We start from the raw sequence: 26,208 nt of genomic DNA, 5'->3' as shown, positions 1-26,208 counted from the left end.
GGATCAGAATTTGAGGCGCTGCTCACTCACGCTAAACAAAACACCTGCAAGACCAAGCAAGAGAGGCGAGCCAGTGCTGGCGAGGAACCATGGTGTTTGTGGAGTTTTGGGTTGGCTGACCACCTCATCGAGCTTCACCTTGCCTGAGCGGATTGGCAGCATCAGATAGTCACGGTGACCTGGGCCAGCATCCACCTGCAGGTCGAGTGTTCCTTCTTGCATGTTTGGCAGGCTCAAGCACAGTTTTCCCTGTTGATCCATTCGACCCAGTTCTCGGCCTGGTGCTCCGTTGGCCTCTAAGACGCGTACCACTGCTCCCTCAACAGGTGTTCCCGTTGAGAAATAGCTTTGAAGCTCCAGGCTTCCATCGAGGTAGTTGAGAGTGCTTTCAATGGCATGGGCTTTCGCTGGCTGACCTTGCCCGAGACCAAGAGATGCTGTTGCGATCAATAGAAACAAAGGCTGGATCAGGGTCCGCATTGAACGAGCTCTGAAAACTCTGAAATCATTTTGAGAGATTCTTGCAGGATTGACTAGTACTTGTGTGGCAGCCTTTGAGACGGTTGAGATGATTGCCGTACGAAATATTTACCAGAGGCGAATATTTGGCGGCTGAAAATGGCAGCAATGGCGTGTTGAAAACTTTTTGATGCCAATTATTAAGGGTAGACTTTATTCGGATTTAATTCATTTGGCCTTCCATTGATCAATGACCCATGTGCAACGAATGAGCCATCTCTTCATATGCAGGACCTGAAATAGGAGTCGGATCTTGTGAGTCGATATACTACTGAAGTGCAGTGCCTTCACCAGCAAGGCCTGGATAAAGTAGATTAATTCATTGAAGCATGGGGTCTTTCAAAAGCTATCTTGATTCGCAGAGCCTTGCAGTCCGCTGACAAAATAATAGCTGAAAACGCTTTATATCTTCCCGCTACCATGGGCAGATCTTTCGATACTCGAAAGAGTTAGCAGGCCCTACTATTGTCATTATCCCTGATGGGGATGAATGCAGCTTCGTCTTTAGTGAATCCATATGAACTACCATTTGGTGTGGTGATGTTTCCCCAAAATAGACATTTCACTTCATCACCATAGATGTTTTCCTCTCCTGTAACAGTGTCGATACCTCCTCCAACTTGGCCGATTTCGACTTCTCCTGTAAGGTTGAGAGTGTAGCCTAGTAAAGACGGATTAAATGATCTTTGAGGGCAAATAAACGAAAGGATATTGCCTTGAGTGTCCGCACCAACGGAAACAATTGATTGCCCAAATAACAGTTTGCCAGGATTGCCTTCTATAGGATCGTATTGAAAAACAACATCCTCTGCTTCTAGCATTAATTTCACTTCTGAGTCTAAGGAATGATTTCCATGAAGCCTGATATCTTCCTCATATGACACCACGGCATTCTCCATGCCTTTCTCGAATTCCTAATCGCTAATCTTATTGTCTTCATTTTAGTCGAGCATCTCAACGATTGCAGCGGCGTCATCATTCTCTAGTCCCAGGGTTGTGCTTGGCCCTTGATTATTGACAACAGTCTCAAAGGTGAAGGTTTTGTCGCCGATAGTTGTCTGGAATGCATAATGATCACCCTCGTCCAATGAATTGAACGAGTTAGATTTAAACACTGGTCTAAGGGTGATCACGTCTTCTTTGCCATCTATCTCTATGGACTGAACTTTTGCGTACGAATAAAGTGCTGGTGCTGTCATTGTGCTCGATCATTTAAGCCTTAAAGCAGGCTAATTCAATGATGACTAAGAGTTAAGGAAGTGTTAAATATAAAGCTTGTCTCTTTTTAGTGGCACGGCTTTCTTGATGCATTTTTTATTCGTAAGTTGGGAGCTGAATCTAAATTTTTATTTTACTCTGGCAACTCCGCTTTCACTAATCCAGCCATCAAGGGGTACATCCCAACTGTCACGAGGCAGTAACTCTGTTGATATGCAGGCTTGTGGCAAGACTGCAAGCGTTCGCACTTTGCGCCAAGCCAAATTGCTTCTGAAGCGGTCGAAGAAACCGCCTCCATAGCCGAGTCTGATCCCTCGTTGATCCATCGCCAGAGCAGGTATCAGCAAGAGGCCTATTTCATCAGCGTCAAGGATGGCTTCATCTAGCGGGGCGGGGATCATGCAGGCATCTTTTCGCAGTGGAGTAAGAGTCCAAGGGTGGTAACTGAGACTTCCGTCTTCTCCACTGACTGGGAGTGCCAAGGGTAACTTCAAGTTGAGTTTCAGTTCGCGGAGATCTACTTCTCCGCTAAGCGGCCAATAAACACCAATGTGCCCTCGTAGCCTCCCAGCTTTTAAGTAACCCTGAATAGTGTTGACAACCTGCTGAATGATTGTGTCTTGAACTTTAGGTAATTGTTGAGCGCGCAGGGCCTTGAATTGACGGCGAAGCTTGGCTTTGGCGATGGCTTGATTCATCGCGCTAGATAACCCCAGCGGCCCATGAGTGGAAAGATCAGGGGGATTGTTTTTTGATCTGCTGGCCAGAGTCTCTGCAGTTCCATGCTGAGTTGTGGCAGCAAGTCATGTCCCTCCTGCGTTGCTTTCCTCAAAGCCGACCAGGTGCCTATGTAACCGATCAGCTGTTCACAGCTCCATTTGAGGGAGATGCAGAGCTCTTGGGGCAACGTTTTGCTGATGGTGGGGAATGGCAGGTTCTGATAGTGGTTGTCGACATGGTGACGCTGGGGAGGCCACCAGCTCGATAGCCTTTCGCTGTAAAGCTGGTCTAGCCACAACTGCAGTGCAGGGGGAGCCCCTTGCGGCGGGTCATAGCCCACCCAGACCATCAGTCCACCTGGGCGTGCCACCTTTAATGCTTCTTCGTTGAATCGGGGTACATCTAGCCAGTGAATGGCGGCGGCCACCACAATTGCGTCCATGCATGCGTTGGGAAACCCGGAATCTTCAGCTGCTGCTACTTGGTAATGAATGTTTGAGTGAGCTGGTGCGGCAGCAACCTGAGCTGGGCTGAGATCGCTTGCATCGACGCGATCAAAGTGCCTTGCAAGCCCTAGAGAGGCCTGGCCGCTACCACAGGCAACGTCCCAGCAACGTTGGTGGCTGGCGGCTTTACTGCTGATCCAGGTAAACAGGGATTCCGGGTAATAGGGGCGCTGTTGGGCGTAGGACTCAGCCACGCTGTCAAACCAGCCGTGTTTTGGTGAGCAGGAGGAGTCCATCAGTGGTTTTAGCGCTGGAACCAACCCGTGAGTGCTATGGCCAGGGCGTCGGCGGCATCATCGGGTCGGGGCGGCTGATCAAGATTCAATTCGCGCATCACCGCATCGAGCACTTCATCTTTTTCAGCATGGCCTGAGCCCGCCAGAGCAAGCTTGATCTGCATCGGTGGGAATTCCATCACTGGCACTCGAAAGCGTGCCAGGGTCATGATGATGACTCCACGTGCCTGGACCACGCTGATTGTCGTGCTGGAGCGGTAGAAGAAGAATTTCTCCACAGCGGCCAGTTGGGGCTTCCAACGACGGATGAGCTGGCGTAGATCGCTGGCGATTTCCACCATCCGTTCACCATCGTCAATGCCGGGATTGGTGCGGATGATGCCGCAATCGAGCATCTGCTGTTGTCCGTTGCTGGTGTCGATGACCCCGTAGCCCACCCTGGCAATGCCAGGGTCGATGCCAAGGATGCGCAAGCGTTCAGCCTGCTTGAGTTGTTAGCTCGAAGTCAGCCTGATCGCTGTTCTCGCTGCGTTCGAATACTTTGCAGAAAATTTTGACGACCCGATCCCCTGAATCAATCTGCTCGAGGGGGTCTTTTCGCAATCGATGGCGTAGAGAGCAAGAGATCACGCGTGCCACATCTTCTTCCGAAACCTCTGTTCGTCCTGCAAAGGCTGCTAGAGCCCTGGCGGCACGGTTTGTGACGATATCGCCACGTAGTCCATCTACATCTAGTTCGCCACAGACAGCCGAGATTCGTAGGCGCAAATCGTTGTCGAGGCTCACCTGTTCAAGACGTTGCTGGGCCTCAATAACGCGTTGTTGTAAGGCGTCTTGGTTGGCTTGCACCGATGTAGCAAAGGTATCGGGATCGCTATCAAAGGCGGTGCGCTGATCAACCACCTGCACCCGTAGATCTGGATCGCGGACAGTGCGCACCTCAACACTCATGCCAAAGCGATCAAGGAGTTGGGGGCGTAGCTCGCCCTCCTCGGGGTTGCCGGAGCCGATCAGTACGAATCGGGCAGGGTGTCGCACTGATACCCCTTCACGTTCCACCGTGTTCCATCCTGATGCCGCTGAATCCAGCAGCACATCGACAAGATGGTCGTCAAGCAGATTGACTTCATCGACGTAGAGCAAGCCGCGGTTGGCCTTGGCCAGCAGGCCTGGCTCGAATGCACGAACTCCTTCGCTGAGGGCCTTCTCGATGTCGATGGTGCCGCAAAGACGATCTTCAGTGGCACCGAGAGGCAAATCCACCATTGGCACCTGCCGCTCCTCAGTGGCAAGGCTTTCACCATGTTCAATGCGTTGGCGCACGTCACTGCTCTGTAGATCCGGATCAGTGGGTGAGCTGTTGTAAGGGTCGCCAGCGACGACATCAATCCCTGGAAGGAGATCTGCTAGGGCTCGGATCGCGGTGGACTTGCCCGTGCCTCGATCTCCCATGATCATGACTCCGCCGATTCGCGGGTCGATCACGTTGAGCAGCAGAGCCAGTTTCATCTCTTCCTGGCCAATCACGGAGGTAAAGGGAAAGACCCTGCGCTTGCGGGTTGAACTCACGGGTTGATGTCTGGAGTTGTTTTGGATTGTTTCACAGGCATGAGTGTGAGCACTTGCGGTGGGGTGGCATCAGCGGGGTAGATCAGTCGAATTCGGACATCTCTAGTTTCTCCTGGCGTCAAGCTGATGCGACCAAGGTCTGGCCCCATCTCCCCCTGCCGCAGGACTAGGTGGAAGCGGCGACGGCCCATGGGTCGACTGGACTCGCTATCGAGTCCACTGACCTCGATTAGCCCTCGATACATCACAGGTCCGCTGGCTGAAACGCGAAAGTCCAGGCTTGTGTTGTTGTTGTCCTTCTTTAAGGGGGACTCAAGGGTCAGCAAGAAGGATTTTTCCTGCTTTGATCCGTTGTGTAGCGGCAGGGTGAGGTCATATTCAACTCCGTAGTTGCCATGGGCAGCCCATGCCGTGTTGTCGTAGTGCGCTTGTAATTCAGCAGTTTGGACCTGATCTGTGCCGAGGCTGCCCCTCTCGAGGCTGCTGATAGGCCAGGAGATGGGAGTGTTGATTGCGCTTAGCACGGTGCTATCAGGATCAGTCAGGGTTGTCTTCCATGTGCTGCCCAATTGGATTCCGCTGACGCGCGAATACACGATCTTGCCGCTGCTACCTCGAGGCGTGGGGTGATGTTCCTTGGGGCTGAGTTCGCCGCTTTCAAGCAGCTCAATCCAGCGAGAGAGTGGAGGGGCTGTTTTGGGATTGCCGTATGCAGCCACGGTTGCTAGTGAGATGGGGCCGGAGCTATGCAGCCGCATCTGAAGGTTGCGACCGTTGAGCAGTGGATCGAGACCTGCTACGGGAATGGGGAGTACCAATAGGGCACTCGGGCTGCCTGGCAGGAGTTCCCATCGCTCTGGCAGCTCTTGAGCTCGCTCTCCCCGCAGGAGATCGCCAGCTACCCTGCTGCCTGGGCCAGCGGCAATAGGGGTCGTGGTTTCGGCAATCACTTTCGGCAGAGGCAGAAATGGTGCAGCTGTCTGTCCTGCTTCGGTGGCTTGCGATAGGGAGGTGCTGCCTCTCAATAGGGTCAGTTGCACAGGCTCGTCACCCCGTGGCTGAGCCAGCACTGCTAGCCAGAGGGTGGATTCGAGATGATCAGGAAGGCCGGCATACACGTGGTGACTGAATAGATCGAAACGACCATCGAGTGGCACGGCCAGGTTGCTTTTGTCAGCTTTGGCGCTTGAACTTTGTGTGTTTTTGGTAGGGAAGGTGGAGAGCAGAATCCCTTCGCCTGTAATGAGTTCGGGATTGTTGTCATTAACCATCAGCACCTTGTCAAGCCCGCCTGGTAGGGGCCTGACCTGTTGCTGTCTTTGTTTGACGGTTGGGGCAGCAATCAGAGCGGGGGTGTCAAGCACTGCTCCGGATAAGTTGAAAAGCGCAACTGACAAAAGGGCGGGAATCTTCATGGCTGATTGCTGTTTGTTGATTCCGTTCGAGGTGTCGATGGCTTTGGCTTGAGTACTGGAGCCATAGCGGCTGCCATGTCGCGGATTAGTTCTGTGGAGCGGGGGTCGTTGAAGGGGCCTTTCACCATGAACCCTGCCACTGCACGACTGCCATCAGGTAGTTCGATTAGGCCAGCATCCGCATAAGCGATGCCGATGTCGCCGGTTTTGTTGTAGATGCGGTAGCCCTTTGCCAGGAGGCTGTTGTCAGGCTCTCCTTGCTTGCCGCCCAGTCCCTTAAGAAATCCACCAGGTAATAGGCGGTTGCTGACGGAGGTGCTCATTGCCTCCCTGAATAGATCCCGTGTGCGTGGGCTAAGGGCTTTCCCAGTATCGACAAGTGCGATGGCCCGTGCCAGATCGTGGCTGCTGGTGGTATTGGTGCCTTGTAGATCCGGCAACCAGTTATTCACCACCGTGGAGCTCAGGCCGAGAGCATTGAAGCGTGCATTGAGGACGTCCTTGCCACCAATGCGTTGAATCAGCAGATTGGTGGCGGTGTTATCGCTCACCCGAATCATCTCGGTGGCAACTTCGTGGGCAGGGAATTGGCTGCCAAGCGGCTTGCTGGCCATCCAGCCAGCACCACCACCAATAATCTCTTTCGTGAGCTTCAGGGGTTCATTCCAGCTGAGCTGACCGGAATCGATGAGTTCGAGAGCTACCAGCAGGATTGCTGTTTTGATTGAGCTAGCAGCAGGCAGTGCTGTCTCGGCGGAGAGCTCGGCATAGCGTCCATCATCAAGCACTAGCAAGAATGCGCTTGCTTGTAAGTCTTTTTGTTGCTTGGCCAGTTCTCTCCAGCGGTTGCTCAACGTTGTGAGTTCTTGCTTCGTCTGGAAATTGCCTAGTTGCAAACTATTCCCATTGCTGAGCATGGGGTTTGTGGCTTCCTCAACGATGTTGAAGCGACTGGGGAGGCCCTTCAGGGAAATCCAATTTCGCCCAGGAAGCCACTCCGGCAAGTCCAGTTTGCCCTGCTTCACCTGTGGGCCGAGCATCTTGAGCGCTGAACCTGTAATCACGCCGAGGCCGATGCCCATCAAGATCAGACGCAACAAAAGCCGTAGGGGTCCAGCCCCGTTTGAGCGGTTGCGGTAAGGGCGACTGCTTGACAAGGAAGTGAAGATCAGTGAGTTCGGCTGAGGTTAAGAGTGACGAGAATGGATGGCCCAGCGAAGTTGCCTCACCATCCCTCTCAGCAGGGCTACTTCCTCGGGACGGACGGCAGCGCGTTGAAGTAAACCACGGACTTTGGCCATGCGGGCTTGGGCCGTATGGCTCAAAAGAAATCCCACCTCTAACAGGAGATCCTGTGCGTCTGTTAAGCATGCGTCGAGTTGACGAGGTGATGCTGGGTCCGGCCATGCCGATTGCCCTTCCCTGAGCGTTCCTTGCCCTTGGCAACGTTGTAGCTCATGCAGCACGATCGCTACTGCATGCGAGAGGTTGAGGGATGGATATCCGTGGGAGCTGTGCAGAGTGAGTACACGTTGGGCGAGTTGAAGTTCCTCGTTGGTTAGGCCCCTGTCTTCACGGCCAAATACCAGTGCCACAGGTGCTGCACTCATGCTCTCTAGTAACCATGGCACTGCTTGTTCGGGGGTTTGCAGGGGGATGTTGCCATGATCCAATCGGCCGCAGCTGGCTACAACTCTGTGACAGTCAGCTACGGCATCGAGCAAGCATGAGAATTGTTTTGCCTGCTTAAGCATTGCTACGCCATGGACAGCCATGCGTCTTGCCTCGGGATCAGCAGGGTCGCAGCGGGGCGAGACCAGGCGTAGTTCTTGTACTCCGAAGTTGGCGCAGAGTCTGGCCACACTGCCCAGATTCAGTGGACCAATTGGCTCAACCAGAACAACAGTCGTTTGGATTGAGCGGATGTCCTTGTTCAATTCAGGGAATTTAAATAAGCCAGTAGGTCGGCCATTTCTTGAGGCTCAAGCTGGAACCTGGGCATGGGCGGCGTATTGCCGCTTACCACTTGCCTGATCAGCTGGGCGTCGTTGCGGCGTTCGCTCACGTCAAGGAGATTCGGGCCTAAGTTTCCTTGGGCAGTAATCCCGTGGCAGCCAGCGCAGTTGATGCGGAACAGCCGACCTCCTTGCTCCAAAGATCCCTCTAAATCAAGGGTGGCGTTGACGTAGGGGTCTCGTTGTGAGTGCCCTAGTACCCATAACAAAATTGCAATGCAGACAGCTGCTGCCAGTACCACTAGGGGTCCAATGAACCCGTTTTTTCTTTGATTGTTTGATGACGGGCCCGTCACGGTGAGTTCAGGAGCATGAAACAATTGTGCTTAATCTTTCAACTGGGCGCGAGGCCATGATCGAACCACTTCTCTGCGGCATCGTTCTGGGTTTAATTCCGGTCACTTTGCTTGGATTGTTTGTGGATGCTTGGAATCAGTATCGTCGCGATACTGTTCTGGGGGATTGGTGAACAGTAAGGCGCTGCTGCCATAGATACGGCGATCTTGTTCAAACCACTGCATTGGGGTTTCCACGCTGTTGTTCGTGGCATGCTCACAGATCACTAGGGCATCTCTCTGCAGCCAATGGCCTGAAAGCAGGGCTTTGAAGACTTCTGAATAGAGTTTTGAAGAATAAGGTGGATCGAGGTAGACCAGGTTGAAACCAGGGTTTTCCCCTGCCCAAGGTTGATTGAACTTGGCGGCATGGCAACCTCTCTTCAGCCAGGTCAGTACGTCATGGCGGATCACTTCAATGTTGCTCTGCTGGGAGAGGCCAGAGGCGGTGGCAATGAGGTTGGCTTGACAGACTTTGGCTGTCTTCGCGTTTCGTTCAACAGCTACTACACGTCGTGCGCCGCTTTGCAACGCCTCGCAGCCCATTACTCCACTGCCGCTAAATAGGTCAAGCCAGTGGCAGTCATGCAAGCGTGGGGCTAGCACGTTCATCACTGCTTCACGAACACGACTCGTCGTGGGTCTAGTGCCTTGGCCAGCGGGACTCTGAAGCTTGCGCCCTCCGGAAAGCCTTAGCTGGCTACTCATGGCACAGGTTTTGCGCCGGTCTCCAGCCAATTCAGCCAACGCCGCAGCATGCGCTCGCCGGCTGCGGCGGATTTCTCTGGGTGAAACTGACAGGCCCCTAGTCGGCCTTTCCAGACCATCGCTGTGATGTTGTCTCGGCCAAACGGCGCTATGGCCGCAAGATCACTGTTTTGGCTGGGGACTGCAGCATAGGAATGCACGAAATACATCCAGCTGTCTGGATCTTCCTTGTCAAGCAGCGGGCAGTCGTTTCGATGTTCTAGAGCAGCCCAGCCCATGTGGGGAATGCGTTCGCCTTGATTGGAGGGCAGTCGTTGAACGTGGCCCTTAAGCAACCCTAGGCCGGTGGCATTTCCTTCGTCACTCGATTCGAACAACAACTGCAGGCCCAGACAGATGCCTAGCAGAGGTCGTCCTCCTTTCACCCAACTCTTGAGGTCTGGAACCAATCTGGTCTGCTCAAGGTGCACCATGGCGGGATCAAAGGCACCGACTCCAGGCAAGATCAAGGCATCACAGCGGCTGAGGTCGGCGGGCTGCCTCACTATGTGAAGAGCCTTGTGGAGCCTTTCAAAGGCAATCTGCACAGAGCGCAGATTGCCCATGCCGTAATCAATTAAGCCTAGACGTGTAATCAAAGAAACCCTCCGCAATCTGGCCTTTTAGCCATGTGAGGCATTGAATCAGGCCAATGGTGATCTAGGAGGGCTGGAATCGAAGTTGGATCAAGCTTCAGAGGTACTTTGAAATGGTTCCTGAAAGCGTGGCTTTGGGCACTGCACCAACAACTGTGTCGACTTTTTGACCTCCTTTGAACACCATCAGGGTGGGGATACTGCGAATACCGTATTGGCTTGCGACGTTGGGGTTTTCGTCAGTGTTGAGCTTGAAGACTTTGATCTTGCTCTCGAATTCCTTGGCAATCTCATCGACGATCGGAGCAACCATGCGACATGGGCCACACCAAGGCGCCCAGAAATCAACTAGCACAGGCACGTCGCTTTGAAGGACGTCCTGCTCGAAGGAGGCGTCGGTAACTGCGGCGGCATTGGACATTCCTTAGGTCGTTGATTTTGCGGAAATTTAGCAATCGTTTGTATTTTATTCATGCTTAAGAGCCTCCACAGGTAGGAACTGTGACGGTCTCTTGCACAGAAGACGAAAAGCCCGAGCTCGTCGGGCCGGTGTGTGTGAGGAGTGTGTGGGCCGTAGCCCTCACGAATTCATACTAGCCATGGCCTCTCTCGGATCCAATTGGTTTTCGTCTGCGATCGGAATGTTTACTTGCCCATGCCTAGCTGCTGGGCTTTCTGATAAACCTTCCCTTCGGTCAGCAGAGATGGGGCGATGACGACCTCAACCTGTTGCATCTCTTTGATCGTACGGGCCCCAAGAGTGCCCATGGACGTTTTGAGAGCTCCTAGAAGGTTATGGGTGCCATCGTCTAGCAGAGCAGGCCCTCTAAGGATGCGTTCCAGGCTGCCTGTGCTGCCCACCTTGATTCTTGTGCCCCTTGGCAGTACTGGACTGGGAGTGGCCATGCCCCAGTGGAAGCCACGACCAGGCGCCTCCAATGCTCGGGCGATCGGAGAGCCGATCATGACCGCATCGGCTCCGCAGGCAATGCACTTACATACGTCCCCTCCTGTAATGATGCCGCCATCTGCAACGATCGGAACGTATCGACCACTCTCTCGCTCGTAGTCCTCACGGGCGGCAGCGCAGTCCGCTACGGCGGTGGCTTGGGGGATGCCCACGCCAAGAACCCCACGAGAGGTGCAAGCAGCACCAGGGCCGATGCCAACCATCACTCCTGCGGCACCTGCACGCATGAGTTTCAGAGCGACCTCGTAGGTGACGCAATTACCCATCACCACAGGGACCCCCATGCCTTGACAAAGGGCTTCGAGGTCGAGAGTTTGTTGACCTTCAGGACCAATGTGTTCGGTTGATACCACTGTCGCCTGCACAAAAAAGAGGTCAGCACCCGCTTCTGCAATGGTTTTGCTAAAGCGCATTGCTGCCACGGGTGTGCCACTCACAGCAGCAATGCCCCCCTGATTTTTGATCTCTTTAATGCGTTGATAGATCAGGGCTTCTTGCACAGGTTTGCTGTAGATCTCCTGCATCAGTGGCACGAAGGCATCATTTCCGATTGAGGAGATCCGATCCAGTACTGGGTTGGGGTCTTTGTAGCGGGTTTGGACTCCTTCCAGATTCATTACGCCGAGGGCTCCAAGGCGAGATAGGGCAACAGCCATATCGACATTGACAACGCTATCCATAGCGCTCGCAATGATTGGTATCTCACGTTCGATGCCTGCGAGGTTCCAGCAGGTGTCAGTGATCTCCGGGTCTACGGTTCGTCCACCCGGAACAAGGGCGGTTTCGTCGATGCCATAGGCCCGGCGAACGACCTTGGTGCGTCCGAGCTGAATGTTCACCACAGACCAAATAAAGTCACGCCAAGTTACCAACTGGGGTGATTCAAATTTTGCCTTGAGGAAAAAAGAGCTTTAGCTAGGGCTTGTTGTCAGTTGTTCCACGGAAGGCTTCCCATCGGGTGCGCACTTTGGAGATCACATCCTGTCGATCTTCGCTGCGGATCAGGCGGGTGATTGAAAACCATGTCAGCCAGAGGATGCCGGCCAGTTCGAAGAGAGATGGAGCCAGAGGAACACTCTCAATCGTGGACAAAATACCGCCGTAGATACGAACAAAAATCACAAGGGTGATCAGTGCAGCAATGAGAAGAACGGGTCGTCTCAGTTGTTGCCATGGGCTTGCCTGATCGTCTTGCTTAATCCAGTTGCTCAACTTGAAGAAGTTGCGCAGTCTCTCCAAAAGCAGCTTCAACTCCTCTCCTTGATCAAGGCCTTCGGGCCCGTCTGAGGGTTTGGGAGTTGGTGTTGGGCTTGAGGGGATGGTGCTTGGCTTGGAGATAGCAGGGCTGTCTTGAACTGGAGCAGGTTGTTGTTGAGCTGGTGTCTTAGGGACAGCAGGGTTGGCTTGTGAGGGAGCAGCTTGGGCTGCACTCACTTTGAGGTCATCTGAAGCGTCTGAGGGTTTGGGAGTTGGTGTTGGGCTTGAGGGGATGGTGCTTGGCTTGGAGATAGCAGGGCTGTCTTGAACTGGAGCAGGTTGTTGTTGAGCTGGTGTCTTAGGGACAGCAGGGTTGGCTTGTGAGGGAGCAGCTTGGGCTGCACTCACTTTGAGGTCATCTGAAGCGTCTGAGGGTTTGGGAGTTGGTGTTGGGCTTGAGGGGATGGTGCTTGGCTTGGAGATAGCAGGGCTGTCTTGAACTGGAGCAGGTTGTTGTTGAGCTGGTGTCTTAGGGACAGCAGGGTTGGCTTGTGAGGGAGCAGCTTGGGCTGCACTCACTTTGAGGTCATCTGAAGCGTCTGAGGGTTTGGGAGTTGGTGTTGGGCTTGAGGGGATGGTGCTTGGCTTGGAGATAGCAGGGCTGTCTTGAACTGGAGCAGGTTGTTGTTGAGCTGGTGTCTTAGGGACAGCAGGGTTGGCTTGTGAGGGAGCAGCTTGGGCTGCACTCACTTTGAGGTCGTTTGCAGCAGCTGAGGACTCAGCGGGTTCAGATGAGGACTCGGTGCCTTCCGTTGCTTCGGAGGCTCCTTCTGCTTTGGATTCCTCAGCCGAGCTCATGGTCCAAATATCACACTCTAAATAGTTTAAGAGGCCTCTTTAATACTGAGCCTTTAGCTGTATTAAGCCCTAACAGTGCAGAGGCTGGTTTTTGTTGATGCTGGTGGCTCAATTCATCAGCTTCCGAGATAACCTGATTATTGGCAACCAGCTCTTTTATGGCGGATCCATTGGGACCCAGTGACGGCGGTCCCGGCGAGTCCGACGATCGGATAATCCAGACGGACCTGCGCATTGAAATGTCGCGCTCCTATCTGGAGTACGCGATGAGTGTGATCGTTGGGCGTGCGTTGCCCGACGCTCGCGATGGTCTTAAGCCTGTGCATAGGCGCATCCTTTATGCGATGTATGAGTTGGGCCTGACCAGCGATCGGCCTTACCGAAAGTGTGCCCGAGTTGTTGGTGAGGTTCTGGGTAAATACCATCCCCATGGGGATACGGCCGTCTACGACGCGCTGGTTCGCATGGCTCAGGATTTTTCCATGCAAATGCCGTTGATTGATGGTCACGGCAATTTTGGTTCGGTCGATAACGATCCACCTGCGGCCATGCGATACACCGAATCGCGTCTTCAGTCGCTTACGACAGACAGTCTGCTTGAGGATATCGAGGCAGAGACAGTTGACTACGCGGACAACTTTGATGGCTCCCAACAGGAGCCAATGGTATTGCCAGCACGTATTCCTCAGTTGCTGCTGAATGGCTCCTCAGGGATCGCCGTTGGCATGGCTACCAATATTCCACCGCACAATCTCAGTGAATTAATCGATGGTCTGCAGGCTCTGATCAGTAATCCCGAGCTAAGTGATTCTGAGTTGATGACGCTTATCCCTGGGCCGGACTTTCCAACTGGTGGTCAGATTCTTGGTCGTAGTGGTATTCGTGAAACCTATCTCACCGGTCGTGGTTCGGTAACGATGCGCGGCGTGGCAAATATTGAGACGATTGAACATCCCGGTCGAGCAGACCGGGATGCAGTGATCATTACTGAATTGCCCTATCAGACCAATAAAGCGGCGCTGATTGAGCGGATTGCAGAGATGGTTAATGATAAGAAGCTGGAGGGTATTTCTGATATTCGCGACGAAAGCGATCGCGATGGCATGCGTATTGTCGTGGAGCTGCGACGTGATGCCTACCCTCAGGTAGTGCTCAATAATCTTTTCAAGCTCACTCCTCTTCAGAGCAACTTTAGTGCCCATATGTTGGCGCTAGTCAATGGCGAGCCGGTGCTGCTCACCCTGCGCAAGATGCTGCAGGTATTCCTCGATTTTCGCGTTGATACTGTTGAACGTCGGACCCGCTATTTCCTTCGTAAAGCTGAGGAACGCGACCACATCTTGTTGGGTCTTTTGCTTGCTCTCGATCAGCTTGATCCAATCATCGCGTTGATTCGTGCTGCCTCTGATACGGCTACAGCTCGTCAACAGTTGCAGGAGCATCATGGTCTCACGGAGATTCAGGCGGATGCCATCCTGCAGATGCAGTTGCGGCGTTTGACCGCTTTAGAGGCTGACAAGATTCGTTTGGAACACGAGGATCTTGTCACCAAGATCGCCAATTACAAGGACATCCTTGGCCGACGTGAGCGTGTTTTCGGTCTAATTGAGGACGAATTGACCAAGCTGCGCGAGAAGCATTGCTTGCCTCGGCGCACCGAGATCCTCGATTTAGGAGGGGGGCTCGAAGACATCGACTTGATTGCCAACGAGCGATCTGTGGTGTTGCTCACTGAGACCGGTTATCTCAAGCGCATGCCGGTAAGCGAGTTTGAGGCCACTAGTCGTGGGACACGAGGCAAGGCAGGCACTCGCAGTCAAGGTGAGGAGGCGGTGAAGCTGTTTATCAGCTGCAATGACCATGACACGTTGCTGTTGTTCAGTGACCGCGGTGTCTCCTATGCCCTTCCTGCTTATCGTGTGCCTCAGTGCAGCCGCACAGCGAAGGGAACACCTGTCGTACAGCTCTTGCCCATTCCCCGTGAAGAGGCAATTACCTCCCTTCTGTCAGTTATATCCTTCGATGACGACACCCACTTGTTGATGTTGACGAAGGGTGGCTTTATCAAGCGCACCTCTCTATCAGCTTTCAGCAAGATTCGTTCCAATGGTTTGATTGCCATTGGTCTGGAGGAGGGTGATGCTCTTACTTGGGTGAGGTTGGCTGTTCCTGGTGACAGTGTTTTGATTGCTTCTAGGGCTGGAATGACCATTCATTTCCGACTCTGTGATGAGGAGTTACGACCCTTAGGACGAACTGCTCGTGGCGTGCGTGCCATGAATTTACGCGGCGGCGATTCCTTGGTGAGCATGGATGTATTGCCTGTCGAGCTTGCCGATCAGGTCGCCAAGAGTCTTGAGGATGATCAGGATGAAAGCGGCGAGACCGTTGTCGTTAGTGATGGACCATGGGTGCTTGTTGCTTCCGCTAGTGGACTGGGTAAGCGGGTACCGGTCAATCAGTTCCGTTTGCAGAAACGTGCAGGTATGGGTCTGCGTGCCATCAAGTTCAGGCGCGAAGGAGACGAGTTGGTGGGTTTAAGGGTGCTTGGCTACGGAGAAGAGCTTTTGTTGGTAAGCGAGCGTGGAGTGATTGTGCGTACCAGTGCCGATAAAATTCCTCAGCAGTCAAGGGCTGCTACTGGTGTTCGGCTTCAGCGCTTGGATGCAGGTGATCGCCTCTCTGAGGTGGTGCTTGTGCCGCCTGATTCTGAGGATCAGGACCAGCCAGATGATCGATCTGATCCCAGTGAAGTGGCTGGGGTTGACGACGCTCCTTCCAGCTGACATTGACCAGTCGTACGGATGTTTTAGTGATGGGAGCTGGTCCGGCGGCTCTCTGTATCGTTGCTGAGTTAGTCGAGCAAGGCTTGGCAGTGACTGCCCTCGCCTCGCATACACCTGAGCAGCCATGGCCCAATACTTATGGAATCTGGGCTGAGGAGCTTGAGTCTCTTGGGATGGCTTCTTTACTGGGCCAGCGTTGGACCAACACAGTTAGCTATTTCGGTGATGGTGATAACGAGGAGGGTCTTGCTCCAATTCAACATCATTTCGACTACGGCCTTTTCGATCCAGCCGCATTACAAGATTCATTGCTGAGTCGTTGTGGTGAATTGAGTTGGAATGTTGAAACCGCTGTGAGCATTAAGGTGTTGGGGAGAGATACGGAAGTTCTCTGTCACTCTGGCAACGCTTATCGAGCACGGGTTGTCATTGATGCCAGTGGTCATCGCAGTCGATTTATCCGTCGCCCTGATCATGGGCCCGTAGCGGAGCAGGCGGCCTATGGCGTCGTGGGACGCTTCAGTTCATCACCAGTGGAGTCTGGTCAGTTCGTATTAATGGATTTTCGTCCCGACCATCTCAGTGATGAACAACGAGAGAAACCCCCCAGCTTTCTCTATGCCATGGATTTTGGTGAGGGAATCTTTTTTGTTGAGGAGACTTCGCTTGCCTGCGCGCCTCCATTGTCATGGAGTGAATTAAGGGAAAGGCTGCATGCACGCTTGTCTCACCGCGGGGTGGAGATTAAAGAAGTGATCCATGAGGAATATTGCCTGTTCCCGATGAACTTGCCTTTGCCTGATCGTCGTCAACCTTTGCTCGCGTTTGGTGGTGCAGCAAGCATGGTCCATCCTGCTTCGGGCTACATGGTTGGAGCTCTTTTACGTCGAGCTCCGGCATTGGCAAAGCATTTGGCAATGGCTTTGGCTGTGGAGCCTCCTCTGGATTCTTCCGCTCTTGCTAGGGAAGGGTGGCAGGTGCTTTGGTCGCCGGAGCTTGTGCAGCGTCATCGCCTTTATCAGTTTGGTTTGCGGCGACTGATGAGCTTTGACGAAGCTCGCTTGCGCAGCTTCTTTGCCACTTTCTTTCGGTTGCCACGTGAGGATTGGGCAGGTTTTCTGGCCAACACGCTGCCACTACCTCGTCTTCTGATGGTGATGCTGCGGTTGTTCTTGCTTTCCTCCTGGGAGATTCGGTTAGGGATGCTTTTTGGGGCCTCTTCGACCTAGTCACGAATGCGAGCCCAGTCCGTCGCTTGAATGAATGGGAAGAGGCCATCTTCCGATTCGAGTGTGATCAGCCAGTCTTCGGGCAGATGTTGCTTGTCATTGATGGCCTGCATTAATTGCCAGAAGCGGTTGAGGTGGCGATGGATGCGTTCCTTCGCAAGCTCCGTGGTTGTGCCTGCTCGCAGAATGAAACTCCAGTCAGAGGACTGGGCCAGGAGAAGTTCTCGAGCAGCCTGTTGCAGCAGCCGTAGGTCCGATTCTCGAGCAACTCCTAGGCTGCATCTCTCCACCATTGCTTTTCCGGCTCGGCTCCACTCAGGAACCACCCATGCATTGCTGTCATTGAGCCAATAGTCGTGGTAGCCACCTTGCCCCCAGCTTGAGGGACATGGTTCACAAAGTTGGAGTTGGGGGTTTGATGTGAGGACGTCTCGCAGCCTGGTGAAATACACTTGCTCCTTGCTGGCCTGGCGGAAGATTTCGGCAAGGAAAGTTGGCCCCTCAAACCACCAGTGTCCAAAGAGCTCTGCGTCGAAGGGAGCCACTAACAATGGCTCGATGGCCATGGTGTTAGCTAATTGATCGAGTTGGATACGGCGACCCTTTAGGTAGAGCTGAGCGTGTTCTTTGGTACGTGCGCAAGCTATGGCGGGCTCATAAACTGCTTTGGCATCAAGGGGTGACGTTTGGTCTGTCACTCGATGCATTTTCAGCCCTAAGGGTCTGGGTTCCTTTAGCCCGATCTCATGGAGTTGTTCGATTGGTAGGTCCCAACCAAGATCCCTATGAAATTCACGGTAAAAAGGGTCGCCTGGATATCCTTGCTCTGCTGACCAGACAGGAAGCGTGGCATCACTGTCTCTGCCGAAGAAGGCCACGCCATTTCGGCTGCAGATTGGGGCATATACGCCATAACGTGGACGAGGAGTGGCATGCAGGAGGCCATGTCCGTCGAGCACGGTGTAGCGCAGTCCAGCATCGAGTATCCAACGGTCCAGCCCTTCGTAGTAGGCACATTCAGGCAGCCAGATTCCCAGGGGCTGCTCTCCTACTAGGCGGAGGTGCTCGCGCACGGCAGTGCGCAACTGACCACGCACTGCCTCAGGGTGTTCCCTCAGTAATGGCATGTAGCCATGGGTGGCTCCGCAGGTGAGCAGGTCGACAACCTTTGACCTTTGAAGTTGGGCAAAGCGACCAATGAGATCGCCTTCGCATGCCAACCACTGATGCAGATGTCGTTGGATGATCTCAGCGAGGTGGTCCGCTGCAGGTTGTAGGTCTGAGGAGGTTTGGGCTAGGAGGTCCAGACGAACAGCGAGCCAGGCGGGGAATCGGTGTTTTAGATCGTCGTCACTGAGTAGGGAGAGCAGGGTCGGAGAAAGGCTGATCGTGAGCCTGGGGTGTTGGTTGGGTGCTGCGGCAGCTTCTTCCAGAACCTGGAGAAGAGGTAAATAGCACTCAATCAGGGCTTGAAAAAACCAGTCTTCTTCCAATGAATCGGGCTCTGCCGATCGCACATATGGGAGATGGGCATGGAGAACCAGGGCCAGAGCACCTTTGCCCACGTTCTGATTTCAGTGGAGTTGAATTTAGAACGACTTTGTTGATAAAGCCGACCTTGGTTTGCTGAGTTGTCGCTTCGCAGTAGGCAGTCCCCCCTTAGACTTGTTTAACTCATAGTCATTTCGACTAACTCCCTGAAGGGTGCTGTCATGGCCAAGGATCCAGGCCGCGTTTTGATTTTTGACACCACCCTCAGGGATGGAGAGCAGTCCCCTGGGGCAAGTCTCAATCTTGAGGAAAAGCTGGCTATTGCCCAGCAACTCGCTCGTTTGGGTGTGGATGTGATAGAAGCTGGCTTTCCTTTTGCCAGCCAGGGCGATTTTGCTGCCGTGCAACGTATTGCCCAGCAGGTTGGTGGGGATGAAGGGCCAATCATTTGTGGCTTGGCTAGGGCTTCGCGTGCTGATATCAAGGCTTGTGCTGATGCCGTTGCCCCAGCACCTCGACGACGAATTCACACATTCATTGCCACGAGTGATATTCACTTGGAGCACAAGCTGCGTAAATCTCGGGCGGAGGTTCTGGCGATTGTTCCAGAGATGGTTGCCTACGCCCGCTCACTTGTTGATGATGTTGAGTTCTCTTGTGAGGACGCCGCTAGAAGCGATCCTGAGTTTCTTTATGAGGTGATCGAGGCTGCGATTGCTGCGGGGGCGGGCACCATCAATATCCCCGACACAGTTGGTTTTACAACTCCCTCTGAGTTCGGGGCGTTGATTGCTGGTATCGATTGCCATGTTCCAAACATGAATGAGGCGGTTATTTCTGTTCATGGTCACAACGACCTCGGACTGGCTGTAGCCAATTTTTTAGAAGCTGTGAAGAGTGGAGCCCGGCAGTTTGAATGCACAATCAACGGCATTGGAGAGCGAGCAGGGAATGCTGCGCTTGAGGAGTTGGTGATGGCTTTGTATGTGAGGCGGCGTTATTTCAATCCCTTCTTTGGGCGTGAACCTGATAGCCCTACTCCTCTAACAGCCGTTCGCACGGAGGAAATCACCAAGACCTCTCGATTGGTCTCAAATCTCACCGGCATGGTGGTGCAGCCCAATAAGGCGATTGTAGGCAGCAATGCTTTCGCCCATGAGTCTGGTATTCATCAAGATGGTGTGCTTAAAAATCGTCTGACTTATGAAATTGTTGATGCCCGTACGGTTGGGCTGAGCGACAATCGGATCTCGCTTGGCAAGCTAAGTGGCCGCAGTGCCGTCCGAGCTCGCCTTGAGGAGCTCGGTTACGACTTGACTCGGGAGGATCTTGACGAGGCCTTTGCACGATTTAAGGATCTGGCCGATCGCAAGCGCGATATAACCGATCGAGATCTTGAGGCCATTGTCAGCGAACAGGTTCAGCAGTCTGAAGCTCGTTTTCAGTTACGACTGGTGCAAGTCAGTTGCGGTAGCAGTCTTAGGCCTACGGCTACTGTCATTCTTGCGCAAGAGGATGGACAGGAGCAGACTGCCGCTGCAGTGGGCACCGGTCCAGTAGATGCTGTCTGTCGTGCATTGAATGCTCTAGCTGGCGAACCTAATGAGCTGATCGAGTTCTCGGTGAAGTCGGTAACGGAAGGGATTGATGCGATGGGTGAAGTCACGATTCGGCTACGTCGGGATGGGCAGCTTTTCTCAGGTCATTCCGCTGACACTGATGTGGTTGTTGCTGCAGCTCAAGCATTTGTGAATGCGCTTAATCGGCTGGTGGCAGGTTGCGGTCGCCAGTCTCTTCATCCCCAACATGATGCTGTGCTAGCTGATCTACGGTCAGGCATCTGAACAATGGGGCGTTTTCCCTATGTGGAGATGAGGCGTAAGAGCTTGGCTTTGCCACTGCTGAAAGGTCTTCAGTTAGGGGTCCTTATCGTGTTGGCGCTTGTCATTCTCCTTCCATTGCTTTGGCTGGTAAGCACGTCTTTGAAAGGGCCCGCTGAAGAGATTTTTACTAATCCTCCAGCCTTACTACCTGCTGAACCGAGCCTGATGGCGTATTGGCGACTATTCGCCGACAATCCGCTAGGGATTTATTTGCTCAACAGCACAGTAGTGAGCTGTTTGGCGGTGGTGGCCAATTTGCTTTTCTGCTCCCTGGCGGCCTATCCACTCGCTCGGATGCGCTTTGCCGGAAGAGGTCTGGTCTTGGCCCTTGTGGTGGCAACCATCCTCATTCCTTTTCAGGTGGTGATGATCCCTTTGTATCTTTTGATGGTGCAGTTGGGATTGCGTAACTCTCTGATGGCCTTGGTGATTCCACAGGCCGCAACAGCCTTTGGGCTCTATCTCTTGCGACAGAGTTTTTTGACGGTGCCCGTGGAACTTGAAGAGGCTGCGCGAATCGATGGTTGTAGTCGATTGGGTGAATGGTGGAACGTGATGATTCCGGCTGCTCGTGCTGATCTAATCACCCTGGCCATGTTTGTGTTTATCGGCACTTGGAGCGATTTCCTTTGGCCTTTGGTGATCTTGGATGACCCCAGCCTTTACACCCTTCCACTTGGCCTACAGCAGCTCGCCAGCAGCTTCTCTCTTGACTGGAGAATTGTGGCAGCTGGGTCGGTGGTGTCGATTTTGCCGGTGCTGGCACTCTTCATCCTTTTGCAGCGTTTTATTCTCCCTAGTGCAAGTGGTGATGCGGTGAAGGGATAGGTTTTTGATCGCCAAGAATCAATCCCAGGCTCTTGTCAAGACTGTCAGGGTTCTATGAAGCTCAAGGTTGTGGTGACAGCCCTGGAGCTGATGGTGTGGCTGGAGGTTCAGGTTGCATTCGCCATGGGTCAGATTGACTATGGATGGACTCTTTTTGCGGCTTGGTGATCTGTCGTTGTTGTTCGATGAGTGCGTTAAGCCTTTCCCCTTGATTATTGAGCCGGATCTGAAGGCTGTGTAGTTGCTCGCCCAGCAAACGGCTGCTGCTTGTTTGTGGCTTTTGTTCAAGCTCACTCAGCCGTTCCATAACCTGGTTAAGAGTGTTGGTCTGCTTGGCAACCGCTTGCCAAATCACGATAAAAAGCACTGTCAACATGCTCATCCCTCCGGCACCAATCAGCCGCCAGCCTTTCCAGTTCTTCATGCCGTCGTTAAGGAGACTTTATGGGTGTAGCGGTTCTGTGTTGAATTTGCATCTATGCAGCTACAAATTCAGGCATGCTTGAACGCATCATCTGCAAATTTGCTGCTGGCTGATGTAGACCTATCACTCTCGCATTGGGGTCGTGTCGATTAAGGACCTAGACCGTCTGTTGGCTTTAAGGAAGGAGGATCCATTGCTTGATAAGCAACTTGAGGACTCTATCGAGGTTGAGCAGTTCCTGGAGTTAGCCCAGGACCGTGGGCTTGATGTGACGGAAGCTGATCTTTTTGCTGCTCAACAACGCGATGAGGGTTCTCTTCCTGCTGAGGAATTGCAACGCCGCATGGCTGAAGAGTCTCGTCGTTTGCGTCACTTCATCCAAGGCTGAAAAGATTGATGAGGATGGCGTCTAAGCAAGACGACTCCATAGGATTTTGTGTGCTGGCGGCCCAAAGTTAATGTGGCGCCATAAATTCGACTTTGGCCTTTTCGATTGACTGACTATTAATTCAGCATGACTCTGAATCATTGATGATTGAATACATACTTTTAGAGATAAATACATTAGTTATGTTTTGGCAATAACAGGATTTACCTCGTAAATTTCTTGTGGTAAGTCCTAAAACTCGACCTGCGATTGTTGCTGCAAGAAACAATCGCTCAAAGGTCGCAGGTTAAAGTATGAACAGCTTGTAGTTGCTTGATCTTCACTGGCTTTCTGGATGTATAGAAGTGTATTTTTCATTGAAAAAGAGTTTGTGTGGCAGTCTTGTTGATCAAGTTCTGGCAGGTTCAGTCGAGAGATGGGTTTTTGGCAGGGAAGAACACTGCTAGAGAGATCGTTTTCTGGTTTTGCAAGTTTTTCCATAGTCATGAGGTTATGGGTGTGTTGAGCAAAGGAAGAAATATGGCGTCCCAATGACTGCTTTACAGGTTGGTTGCTCTTGATGGAACTCCCCGCCCTGTGCTGGATTCTCCATATGACTCATAGGAAGCAGCTCTTGCCGCTGCAAAGAATTGGTGTGATGGACAGGGGTTTAACTGCTCAATCAGTCAAAGGGCTATTGGTGTTGAAGTGATGACGCGCAGTGGGTCTTGCCGAACTGTGGGCTATCCCAGAAATTGAGGCTAACCCATTGTGCCAACTTGATACTCGAGTGGCTAAATATATAGTTAGGGCCTTGGCGATTATGTACAAATACGCGTTCAAATAGAAGAGGCGTTACTCCTATTGCTGCTGTGGGTGTCGTGGACCTGGTTAATTGTTGATTGCCTGATCTTGAGTCCGGTTGTTAGTCCAGCGGCTATTCATTGGCAGGGTTGACTAGACGCTATTTGATGAGCCAGCTTTACAACATTTTGATGAGTGAAATGCTCATCCTTAAGGGATTAGAGGTGTAGAGGCGTCACGACGCCTGATCCCAGATTCCTCTCGAAGCGCTTGGCGGCGTTGTGCGAAAGGAAGGTCGTCAAACATTGCCGAATCGAAGGTTTCCTCTGGCATGTTGGTGTTGCTAAGGATGTCATCCTGCTTGGCATAGTCCAAGGCAGCCCAGCTTGGTTGCATTGGTAGCAGAATCAAAAGAGCTGCTGTCAGTGCGGTGAAAGCCCTAATAATCAGGCTGGGCTGATTGCGCAGCTGCGCGAGATGACTTTGTGGTTGGTTCTTTTGTGACACCTTGGCCACAGTGCTGAAATGTCTTTTTAACAAATGGCCAGCCTTTCTGGTTGGAAAACTATAGAGGCTATTGGGCGCTCGGGTTGGCAGTGCATTGACTTGTAAAAGTGAGCGAGTGCTAAGAGGCCCTGTTTTAATTTTAATAGATTTTCTATCTCAGGGAAGAAGAATGCATGAAAAGCTTGGCAATGGCCCAGTGATAAAATTTTCTGTACTGATGCTTTTGAAAGCAGGGTTTGAAGCTTGATTCGAGCAAAAGTTGGCTTTATTTTTAAATAGTCAAGAATACTTGTCTTGGTGTTTTAGTGATTCTTTGTAGCTTTTTCTCAAAGAGGCTTGTCGACATGTACTGCAAGGATAGGATGAAAAGAAGGGTTTAAATTGGCGATAGGCTCTTTTGGCTTCAAGATTTAGTCTGCGGAGATTTGAATTTCATTTGACTTGTATCGGCAAGGCTTTGTTCTTTGATTTCCGCAGAAGTTTTAGGCTGATCGTATTTAGGGATTTGCAGGGTTTTTCTTGAAGAGATTCCTGGAGGGATTGGCCTAGGAAATGATTTAATCGTTGGGATTCTTTTGAGCCTGATTGGCAAGGCTTTCCGATCAGGCCTTGAAAGCCTAACTCGTGACTCGTCTTGGTTGAATATGGGGACCTTCCAGCCCCTTCCTCTGGCTGATGAGGGCCCTGCTCAGCGCATTTGGTCAACCTCATGCTGAATCGCTCATTGCGTTGAGGATCCCTGGGGGGCTTTTGCTCTGAGGAGCTTGAATGAAAACCGTAGAAGTTCGGTGCATTGAAGCAACCAACGCGGCCGATCTGTATCCAATAAGAACAGAGGATTGCCCGATTGGCTGTGGTGTTATTGCGATGGTTGGGATGTTTGCTGGTTTCCGTGTCTGGTTTGGCTTGGCTTGATGTTTGCAATGCCAGTAGTTGGGAGCAGATTGGTCGTTATCAAAACCTTTTGCAGCAGGCTGGTACGAATACTCTGGTAGCGGGTGACTGTCCATCAGGATTGATGGGTGCTTTTCATGTTGGCAGGAATGCAGTGCTGCTTTGTGCCAACAACCTTGAGGATGATCCGACAGAGGTTTGGACAGTGCTTGCCCATGAGTCGGCCCATGTGATGCAAGCTTGCAAGGACGGTCCCTTGTTGGCAGATCATCAGCTAGGCAAAGCACTTTTAACTGTGCAACGGAGCTCTCCGGAGGTGGTTAGGGAGCTTCGCCTCTATCACCAGAGTCAACAACGTGAGGAGGTTGAGGCACGCCTTGTGCAGGCCCTTCCTTTTGAGGAAGTGAAAAGTCTTTTTTTGCAGTACTGTGCCCATCGCTTAGAGCCTTAGCTCATTGAGAGTGGTCCGCCGCGCCATAGATGGTCATGGCAGATGATTTGACCACGTCTCTAACAGGGCCAACGATTGATAGCGAAAGTCTGCTCACTTACCTGGGCGAAGATTGTCGCCGTTATGTGGTGTTGGAGTTTGATGGCGATGATCTTGGCCTGCAACGTTCTGCCCAAGTAACGAAAGCTCTTTGCTAACTAAGCCAGCTGATCCAGGAGATTGAAAGCTTTTGCTTGGGCTCTATTGAGTGGGTCATGGCCTCTCCTCTAGGCTGTAAATAAGCAATAGTTCTGCTGTTGTCTACTCTTGAGACTGAGCTTGAGAGTGCAGGAGAAGTCTCTAGCGATGAGGCCGCAAACAATGGCGCCGCCGCCGAAAAGTCTTCTCAAGGTGGCGTTCTTGTCGATCCGCGAGCTCAGTCCAATTCCTGAATCAACCTGATTTCTTTTAGAAGCGTCTAGTAGGCCTGCTTACGTTGGCACTAGTCAGGGTTTTTGTGATGAGTGCTGTGGTTCGTGGTTATTGGTTGATGGCCTGGATCGGCTTGCTAGCCAATGTGGCGGCCCTCCCCATTATTGGAGTGGTTGCATTTACTAATCAGGCTTTGCAAACAACCAATATCAGCCTCGCCTTTAGCCTCGCCTGGCCGGCTGCCATCGTTGGCATCGTGGCATCTGCTGGCCTTTTGGCTGAGCGGCGATGGGGCGTCATCGTTGCCATTGTTGCTTTATCGATGGCCTTAGCAGGGTCGTTGCCTTACGGAATTGTCCGCCTGGTTTTGGATAAGGCATTGGTGGTGCCTGACTCTCAGGCTCTTGGTGGCTTGTCCCTGCTGATGTTCGTTGTGAATCTGCTGGCGCTGCTTTATTGGTGTCGTCCGATTCATCGTCAAGGAGGTCGACTTTGATCTCAGTCGTTGATGATTTTCTGATCAGTTTTCATTGCCTGTTCATTGAGCTCGCGTGGGCTTAATGAATGAGGATTTTATTTCAGGATTCCTGGCTAATAGCTGTGGAGAAGCCACCAGGCTTATTGAGTCAGCCTGGTCTTGGTGTTGATCAGCAGGATTCTCTGATTGGTCGCATGCAGTTTATTGACCCTGAGCTGCGATTGGTGCATCGCCTTGATCGAGATACTTCAGGGTTGTTGTTGTTGGCGCGAGGGGCGGAGAGCTTGCGGCGTTGCAGCATGCTTTTTTCAGCGCGTCGAGTGCGCAAGCTTTATTTGGCAGTGGTGGTTGGCCGGATGAATCGCAATGCTGGAACGATCAGCTTCCCGATAGCCCGGCTACAGAAGAATCCGCCTCTATATGGCAAGAACCCGCAAGGGAAAGAAAGCCGATCCCAATGGAGGGTTAGAAGCTGCCACGCAAACGGCTCAACGTTATGGCTTTGGCCCTTGACAGGTCGATCCCATCAATTGCGTGCACACTTAGCAAGTGTTGGACATCCGATTTTGGGTGATCCGATTTATGGCAAAGAAGTTTTCTTTGAAAGGATGTATCTACATGCGACAGCCTTGAGCTTTCGACATCCTTTTACAGGCCTGAGGCTTCGCCTACGAAGTAGGGCTCCATTCCTTCCTGCTCAGGAAAATTAAGTAAGAGAAAAGTACAGCTTCAAAAATGTAGATAGGTCTTTCCT

General features: G+C 52.5%; 29 protein-coding genes and 1 pseudogene. 11 read left to right on the top strand and 19 right to left on the bottom strand.

Annotated features, from left to right (window positions below; genetic code table 11):
- Window positions 1-3: 3 nt before the first annotated feature.
- From AKG35_RS06115 to AKG35_RS06065, 11 genes are all read right to left on the bottom strand, one after another.
- On the bottom strand, window positions 4-480 hold the full coding sequence (locus tag AKG35_RS06115) for a hypothetical protein (RefSeq protein ID WP_011130513.1): 477 nt from the start codon (window positions 478-480) through the stop codon (window positions 4-6).
- A 488-nt stretch (window positions 481-968) separates the two neighbouring features.
- Window positions 969-1,418, bottom strand: a complete 450-nt coding sequence (locus AKG35_RS06110) for a hypothetical protein (protein ID WP_011130512.1) — start codon at window positions 1,416-1,418, stop codon at window positions 969-971.
- Window positions 1,419-1,460: 42 nt separating this feature from the next.
- Window positions 1,461-1,718, bottom strand: coding sequence for a hypothetical protein (locus AKG35_RS06105; RefSeq protein ID WP_011130511.1), 258 nt, complete (start codon window positions 1,716-1,718; stop codon window positions 1,461-1,463).
- Window positions 1,719-1,865: 147 nt separating this feature from the next.
- On the bottom strand, window positions 1,866-2,435 hold the full coding sequence (locus tag AKG35_RS06100; protein WP_011130510.1) for a 5-formyltetrahydrofolate cyclo-ligase: 570 nt from the start codon (window positions 2,433-2,435) through the stop codon (window positions 1,866-1,868).
- Window positions 2,432-3,199, bottom strand: coding sequence for a methyltransferase domain-containing protein (locus AKG35_RS06095; RefSeq protein ID WP_011130509.1), 768 nt, complete (start codon window positions 3,197-3,199; stop codon window positions 2,432-2,434). The genes AKG35_RS06100 and AKG35_RS06095 overlap by 4 nt, the downstream gene beginning before the upstream one ends.
- A gap of 8 nt (window positions 3,200-3,207) precedes the next feature.
- Window positions 3,208-3,672 carry a crossover junction endodeoxyribonuclease RuvC gene (ruvC, locus tag AKG35_RS06090; protein WP_011130508.1) on the bottom strand — a complete coding sequence of 155 codons (465 nt, stop codon included), beginning with the start codon at window positions 3,670-3,672 and terminating at the stop codon, window positions 3,208-3,210.
- 4 nt (window positions 3,673-3,676) lie between these two features.
- Window positions 3,677-4,768 carry a magnesium chelatase ATPase subunit I gene (bchI, locus tag AKG35_RS06085; RefSeq protein ID WP_011130507.1) on the bottom strand — a complete coding sequence of 364 codons (1,092 nt, stop codon included), beginning with the start codon at window positions 4,766-4,768 and terminating at the stop codon, window positions 3,677-3,679.
- On the bottom strand, window positions 4,765-6,183 hold the full coding sequence (locus AKG35_RS06080; RefSeq protein ID WP_011130506.1) for a DUF3370 domain-containing protein: 1,419 nt from the start codon (window positions 6,181-6,183) through the stop codon (window positions 4,765-4,767). Before AKG35_RS06080 ends, bchI begins: the two co-directional genes overlap by 4 nt.
- Window positions 6,180-7,340: a serine hydrolase gene (locus AKG35_RS06075; protein WP_011130505.1), complete on the bottom strand. Its 1,161-nt coding sequence runs from the start codon at window positions 7,338-7,340 to the stop codon at window positions 6,180-6,182. Before AKG35_RS06075 ends, AKG35_RS06080 begins: the two co-directional genes overlap by 4 nt.
- Before the next feature lie 30 nt (window positions 7,341-7,370).
- Complete coding sequence (locus AKG35_RS06070; RefSeq protein WP_011130504.1) at window positions 7,371-8,120, bottom strand: RNA methyltransferase; 750 nt, start codon at window positions 8,118-8,120, stop codon at window positions 7,371-7,373.
- Window positions 8,117-8,494 carry a c-type cytochrome gene (locus AKG35_RS06065; RefSeq protein ID WP_041385085.1) on the bottom strand — a complete coding sequence of 126 codons (378 nt, stop codon included), beginning with the start codon at window positions 8,492-8,494 and terminating at the stop codon, window positions 8,117-8,119. Before AKG35_RS06065 ends, AKG35_RS06070 begins: the two co-directional genes overlap by 4 nt.
- A 56-nt stretch (window positions 8,495-8,550) precedes the next feature.
- Here AKG35_RS06065 and petG point away from each other — a divergent pair, with 56 nt between their 5' ends.
- Window positions 8,551-8,667, top strand: a complete 117-nt coding sequence (gene petG / locus AKG35_RS13525; RefSeq protein WP_011130502.1) for a cytochrome b6-f complex subunit V — start codon at window positions 8,551-8,553, stop codon at window positions 8,665-8,667.
- 10 nt (window positions 8,668-8,677) lie between these two features.
- Here petG and rsmD read toward each other — a convergent pair.
- From rsmD to AKG35_RS06040, 5 genes and pseudogenes are all read right to left on the bottom strand, one after another.
- A pseudogene (gene rsmD, locus AKG35_RS06060) lies at window positions 8,678-9,241 on the bottom strand (16S rRNA (guanine(966)-N(2))-methyltransferase RsmD); the annotation flags it as partial.
- Window positions 9,238-9,879 (bottom strand): imidazole glycerol phosphate synthase subunit HisH, encoded by a 642-nt coding sequence (hisH, locus tag AKG35_RS06055; RefSeq protein WP_011130500.1) that lies wholly within the window; start codon window positions 9,877-9,879, stop codon window positions 9,238-9,240. The gene hisH and the pseudogene rsmD, both read right to left, overlap by 4 nt.
- Window positions 9,880-9,973: 94 nt before the next feature.
- Window positions 9,974-10,297: a thioredoxin gene (gene trxA, locus AKG35_RS06050; protein ID WP_011130499.1), complete on the bottom strand. Its 324-nt coding sequence runs from the start codon at window positions 10,295-10,297 to the stop codon at window positions 9,974-9,976.
- A gap of 224 nt (window positions 10,298-10,521) precedes the next feature.
- Window positions 10,522-11,685 carry a GuaB3 family IMP dehydrogenase-related protein gene (locus tag AKG35_RS06045; RefSeq protein WP_011130498.1) on the bottom strand — a complete coding sequence of 388 codons (1,164 nt, stop codon included), beginning with the start codon at window positions 11,683-11,685 and terminating at the stop codon, window positions 10,522-10,524.
- Between the two features lie 76 nt (window positions 11,686-11,761).
- Window positions 11,762-12,901, bottom strand: coding sequence for a CAAD domain-containing protein (locus AKG35_RS06040; RefSeq protein ID WP_011130497.1), 1,140 nt, complete (start codon window positions 12,899-12,901; stop codon window positions 11,762-11,764).
- A gap of 158 nt (window positions 12,902-13,059) precedes the next feature.
- Here AKG35_RS06040 and gyrA point away from each other — a divergent pair, with 158 nt between their 5' ends.
- Together gyrA and crtL are read left to right on the top strand one after the other, a co-directional pair.
- Window positions 13,060-15,687: a DNA gyrase subunit A gene (gene gyrA / locus AKG35_RS06035; protein ID WP_011130496.1), complete on the top strand. Its 2,628-nt coding sequence runs from the start codon at window positions 13,060-13,062 to the stop codon at window positions 15,685-15,687.
- A 2-nt stretch (window positions 15,688-15,689) separates the two neighbouring features.
- The gene (crtL, locus tag AKG35_RS06030) at window positions 15,690-16,916 is read left to right on the top strand and encodes a lycopene beta cyclase (RefSeq protein WP_157859845.1); all 1,227 of its coding nucleotides are present in this window, start codon (window positions 15,690-15,692) and stop codon (window positions 16,914-16,916) included.
- On the opposite strand, the gene AKG35_RS06025 is transcribed toward crtL, so the two are convergent.
- Entirely contained in the window at window positions 16,913-18,481 is a 1,569-nt protein-coding gene (locus AKG35_RS06025; protein ID WP_011130494.1) for a glycoside hydrolase family 57 protein, read from the bottom strand. The two genes, crtL and AKG35_RS06025, sit on opposite strands and share 4 nt — an antisense overlap.
- A gap of 147 nt (window positions 18,482-18,628) precedes the next feature.
- Here AKG35_RS06025 and AKG35_RS06020 point away from each other — a divergent pair, with 147 nt between their 5' ends.
- Together AKG35_RS06020 and AKG35_RS06015 are read left to right on the top strand one after the other, a co-directional pair.
- The gene (locus tag AKG35_RS06020; RefSeq protein WP_011130493.1) at window positions 18,629-20,251 is read left to right on the top strand and encodes a 2-isopropylmalate synthase; all 1,623 of its coding nucleotides are present in this window, start codon (window positions 18,629-18,631) and stop codon (window positions 20,249-20,251) included.
- A gap of 27 nt (window positions 20,252-20,278) precedes the next feature.
- Complete coding sequence (locus tag AKG35_RS06015) at window positions 20,279-21,118, top strand: carbohydrate ABC transporter permease (protein WP_197524609.1); 840 nt, start codon at window positions 20,279-20,281, stop codon at window positions 21,116-21,118.
- A 61-nt stretch (window positions 21,119-21,179) separates the two neighbouring features.
- Here the strand turns inward: AKG35_RS06015 and AKG35_RS06010 are convergent, their stop codons facing one another.
- Window positions 21,180-21,542 (bottom strand): hypothetical protein, encoded by a 363-nt coding sequence (locus tag AKG35_RS06010; RefSeq protein WP_011130491.1) that lies wholly within the window; start codon window positions 21,540-21,542, stop codon window positions 21,180-21,182.
- Between the two features lie 142 nt (window positions 21,543-21,684).
- Here AKG35_RS06010 and AKG35_RS06005 point away from each other — a divergent pair, with 142 nt between their 5' ends.
- Window positions 21,685-21,930, top strand: a complete 246-nt coding sequence (locus AKG35_RS06005) for a Nif11-like leader peptide family natural product precursor (protein ID WP_011130490.1) — start codon at window positions 21,685-21,687, stop codon at window positions 21,928-21,930.
- Between the two features lie 993 nt (window positions 21,931-22,923).
- On the opposite strand, the gene AKG35_RS05995 is transcribed toward AKG35_RS06005, so the two are convergent.
- Window positions 22,924-23,229, bottom strand: coding sequence for a hypothetical protein (locus tag AKG35_RS05995; protein ID WP_011130488.1), 306 nt, complete (start codon window positions 23,227-23,229; stop codon window positions 22,924-22,926).
- An 838-nt stretch (window positions 23,230-24,067) separates the two neighbouring features.
- Here AKG35_RS05995 and AKG35_RS05985 point away from each other — a divergent pair.
- From AKG35_RS05985 to AKG35_RS05970, 5 genes are all read left to right on the top strand, one after another.
- Window positions 24,068-24,565: a hypothetical protein gene (locus AKG35_RS05985; protein ID WP_011130486.1), complete on the top strand. Its 498-nt coding sequence runs from the start codon at window positions 24,068-24,070 to the stop codon at window positions 24,563-24,565.
- A 35-nt stretch (window positions 24,566-24,600) separates the two neighbouring features.
- Window positions 24,601-24,762 (top strand): hypothetical protein, encoded by a 162-nt coding sequence (locus AKG35_RS12920; protein WP_157859844.1) that lies wholly within the window; start codon window positions 24,601-24,603, stop codon window positions 24,760-24,762.
- A 99-nt stretch (window positions 24,763-24,861) separates the two neighbouring features.
- Window positions 24,862-24,996: a hypothetical protein gene (locus AKG35_RS13645; RefSeq protein WP_268869569.1), complete on the top strand. Its 135-nt coding sequence runs from the start codon at window positions 24,862-24,864 to the stop codon at window positions 24,994-24,996.
- A 68-nt stretch (window positions 24,997-25,064) separates the two neighbouring features.
- Window positions 25,065-25,472 carry a hypothetical protein gene (locus AKG35_RS05975; RefSeq protein ID WP_011130485.1) on the top strand — a complete coding sequence of 136 codons (408 nt, stop codon included), beginning with the start codon at window positions 25,065-25,067 and terminating at the stop codon, window positions 25,470-25,472.
- Window positions 25,473-25,540: 68 nt separating this feature from the next.
- Window positions 25,541-26,164 (top strand): RluA family pseudouridine synthase, encoded by a 624-nt coding sequence (locus AKG35_RS05970; RefSeq protein WP_011130484.1) that lies wholly within the window; start codon window positions 25,541-25,543, stop codon window positions 26,162-26,164.
- Window positions 26,165-26,208 lie beyond the last annotated feature (44 nt).

This window comes from Prochlorococcus marinus str. MIT 9313, from assembly GCF_000011485.1.
GTDB lineage: Bacteria > Cyanobacteriota > Cyanobacteriia > PCC-6307 > Cyanobiaceae > Prochlorococcus > Prochlorococcus marinus_D.
Note: the sequence above shows the minus strand (reverse complement) of the source record. Positions and strands in the feature narration are given on the sequence as shown.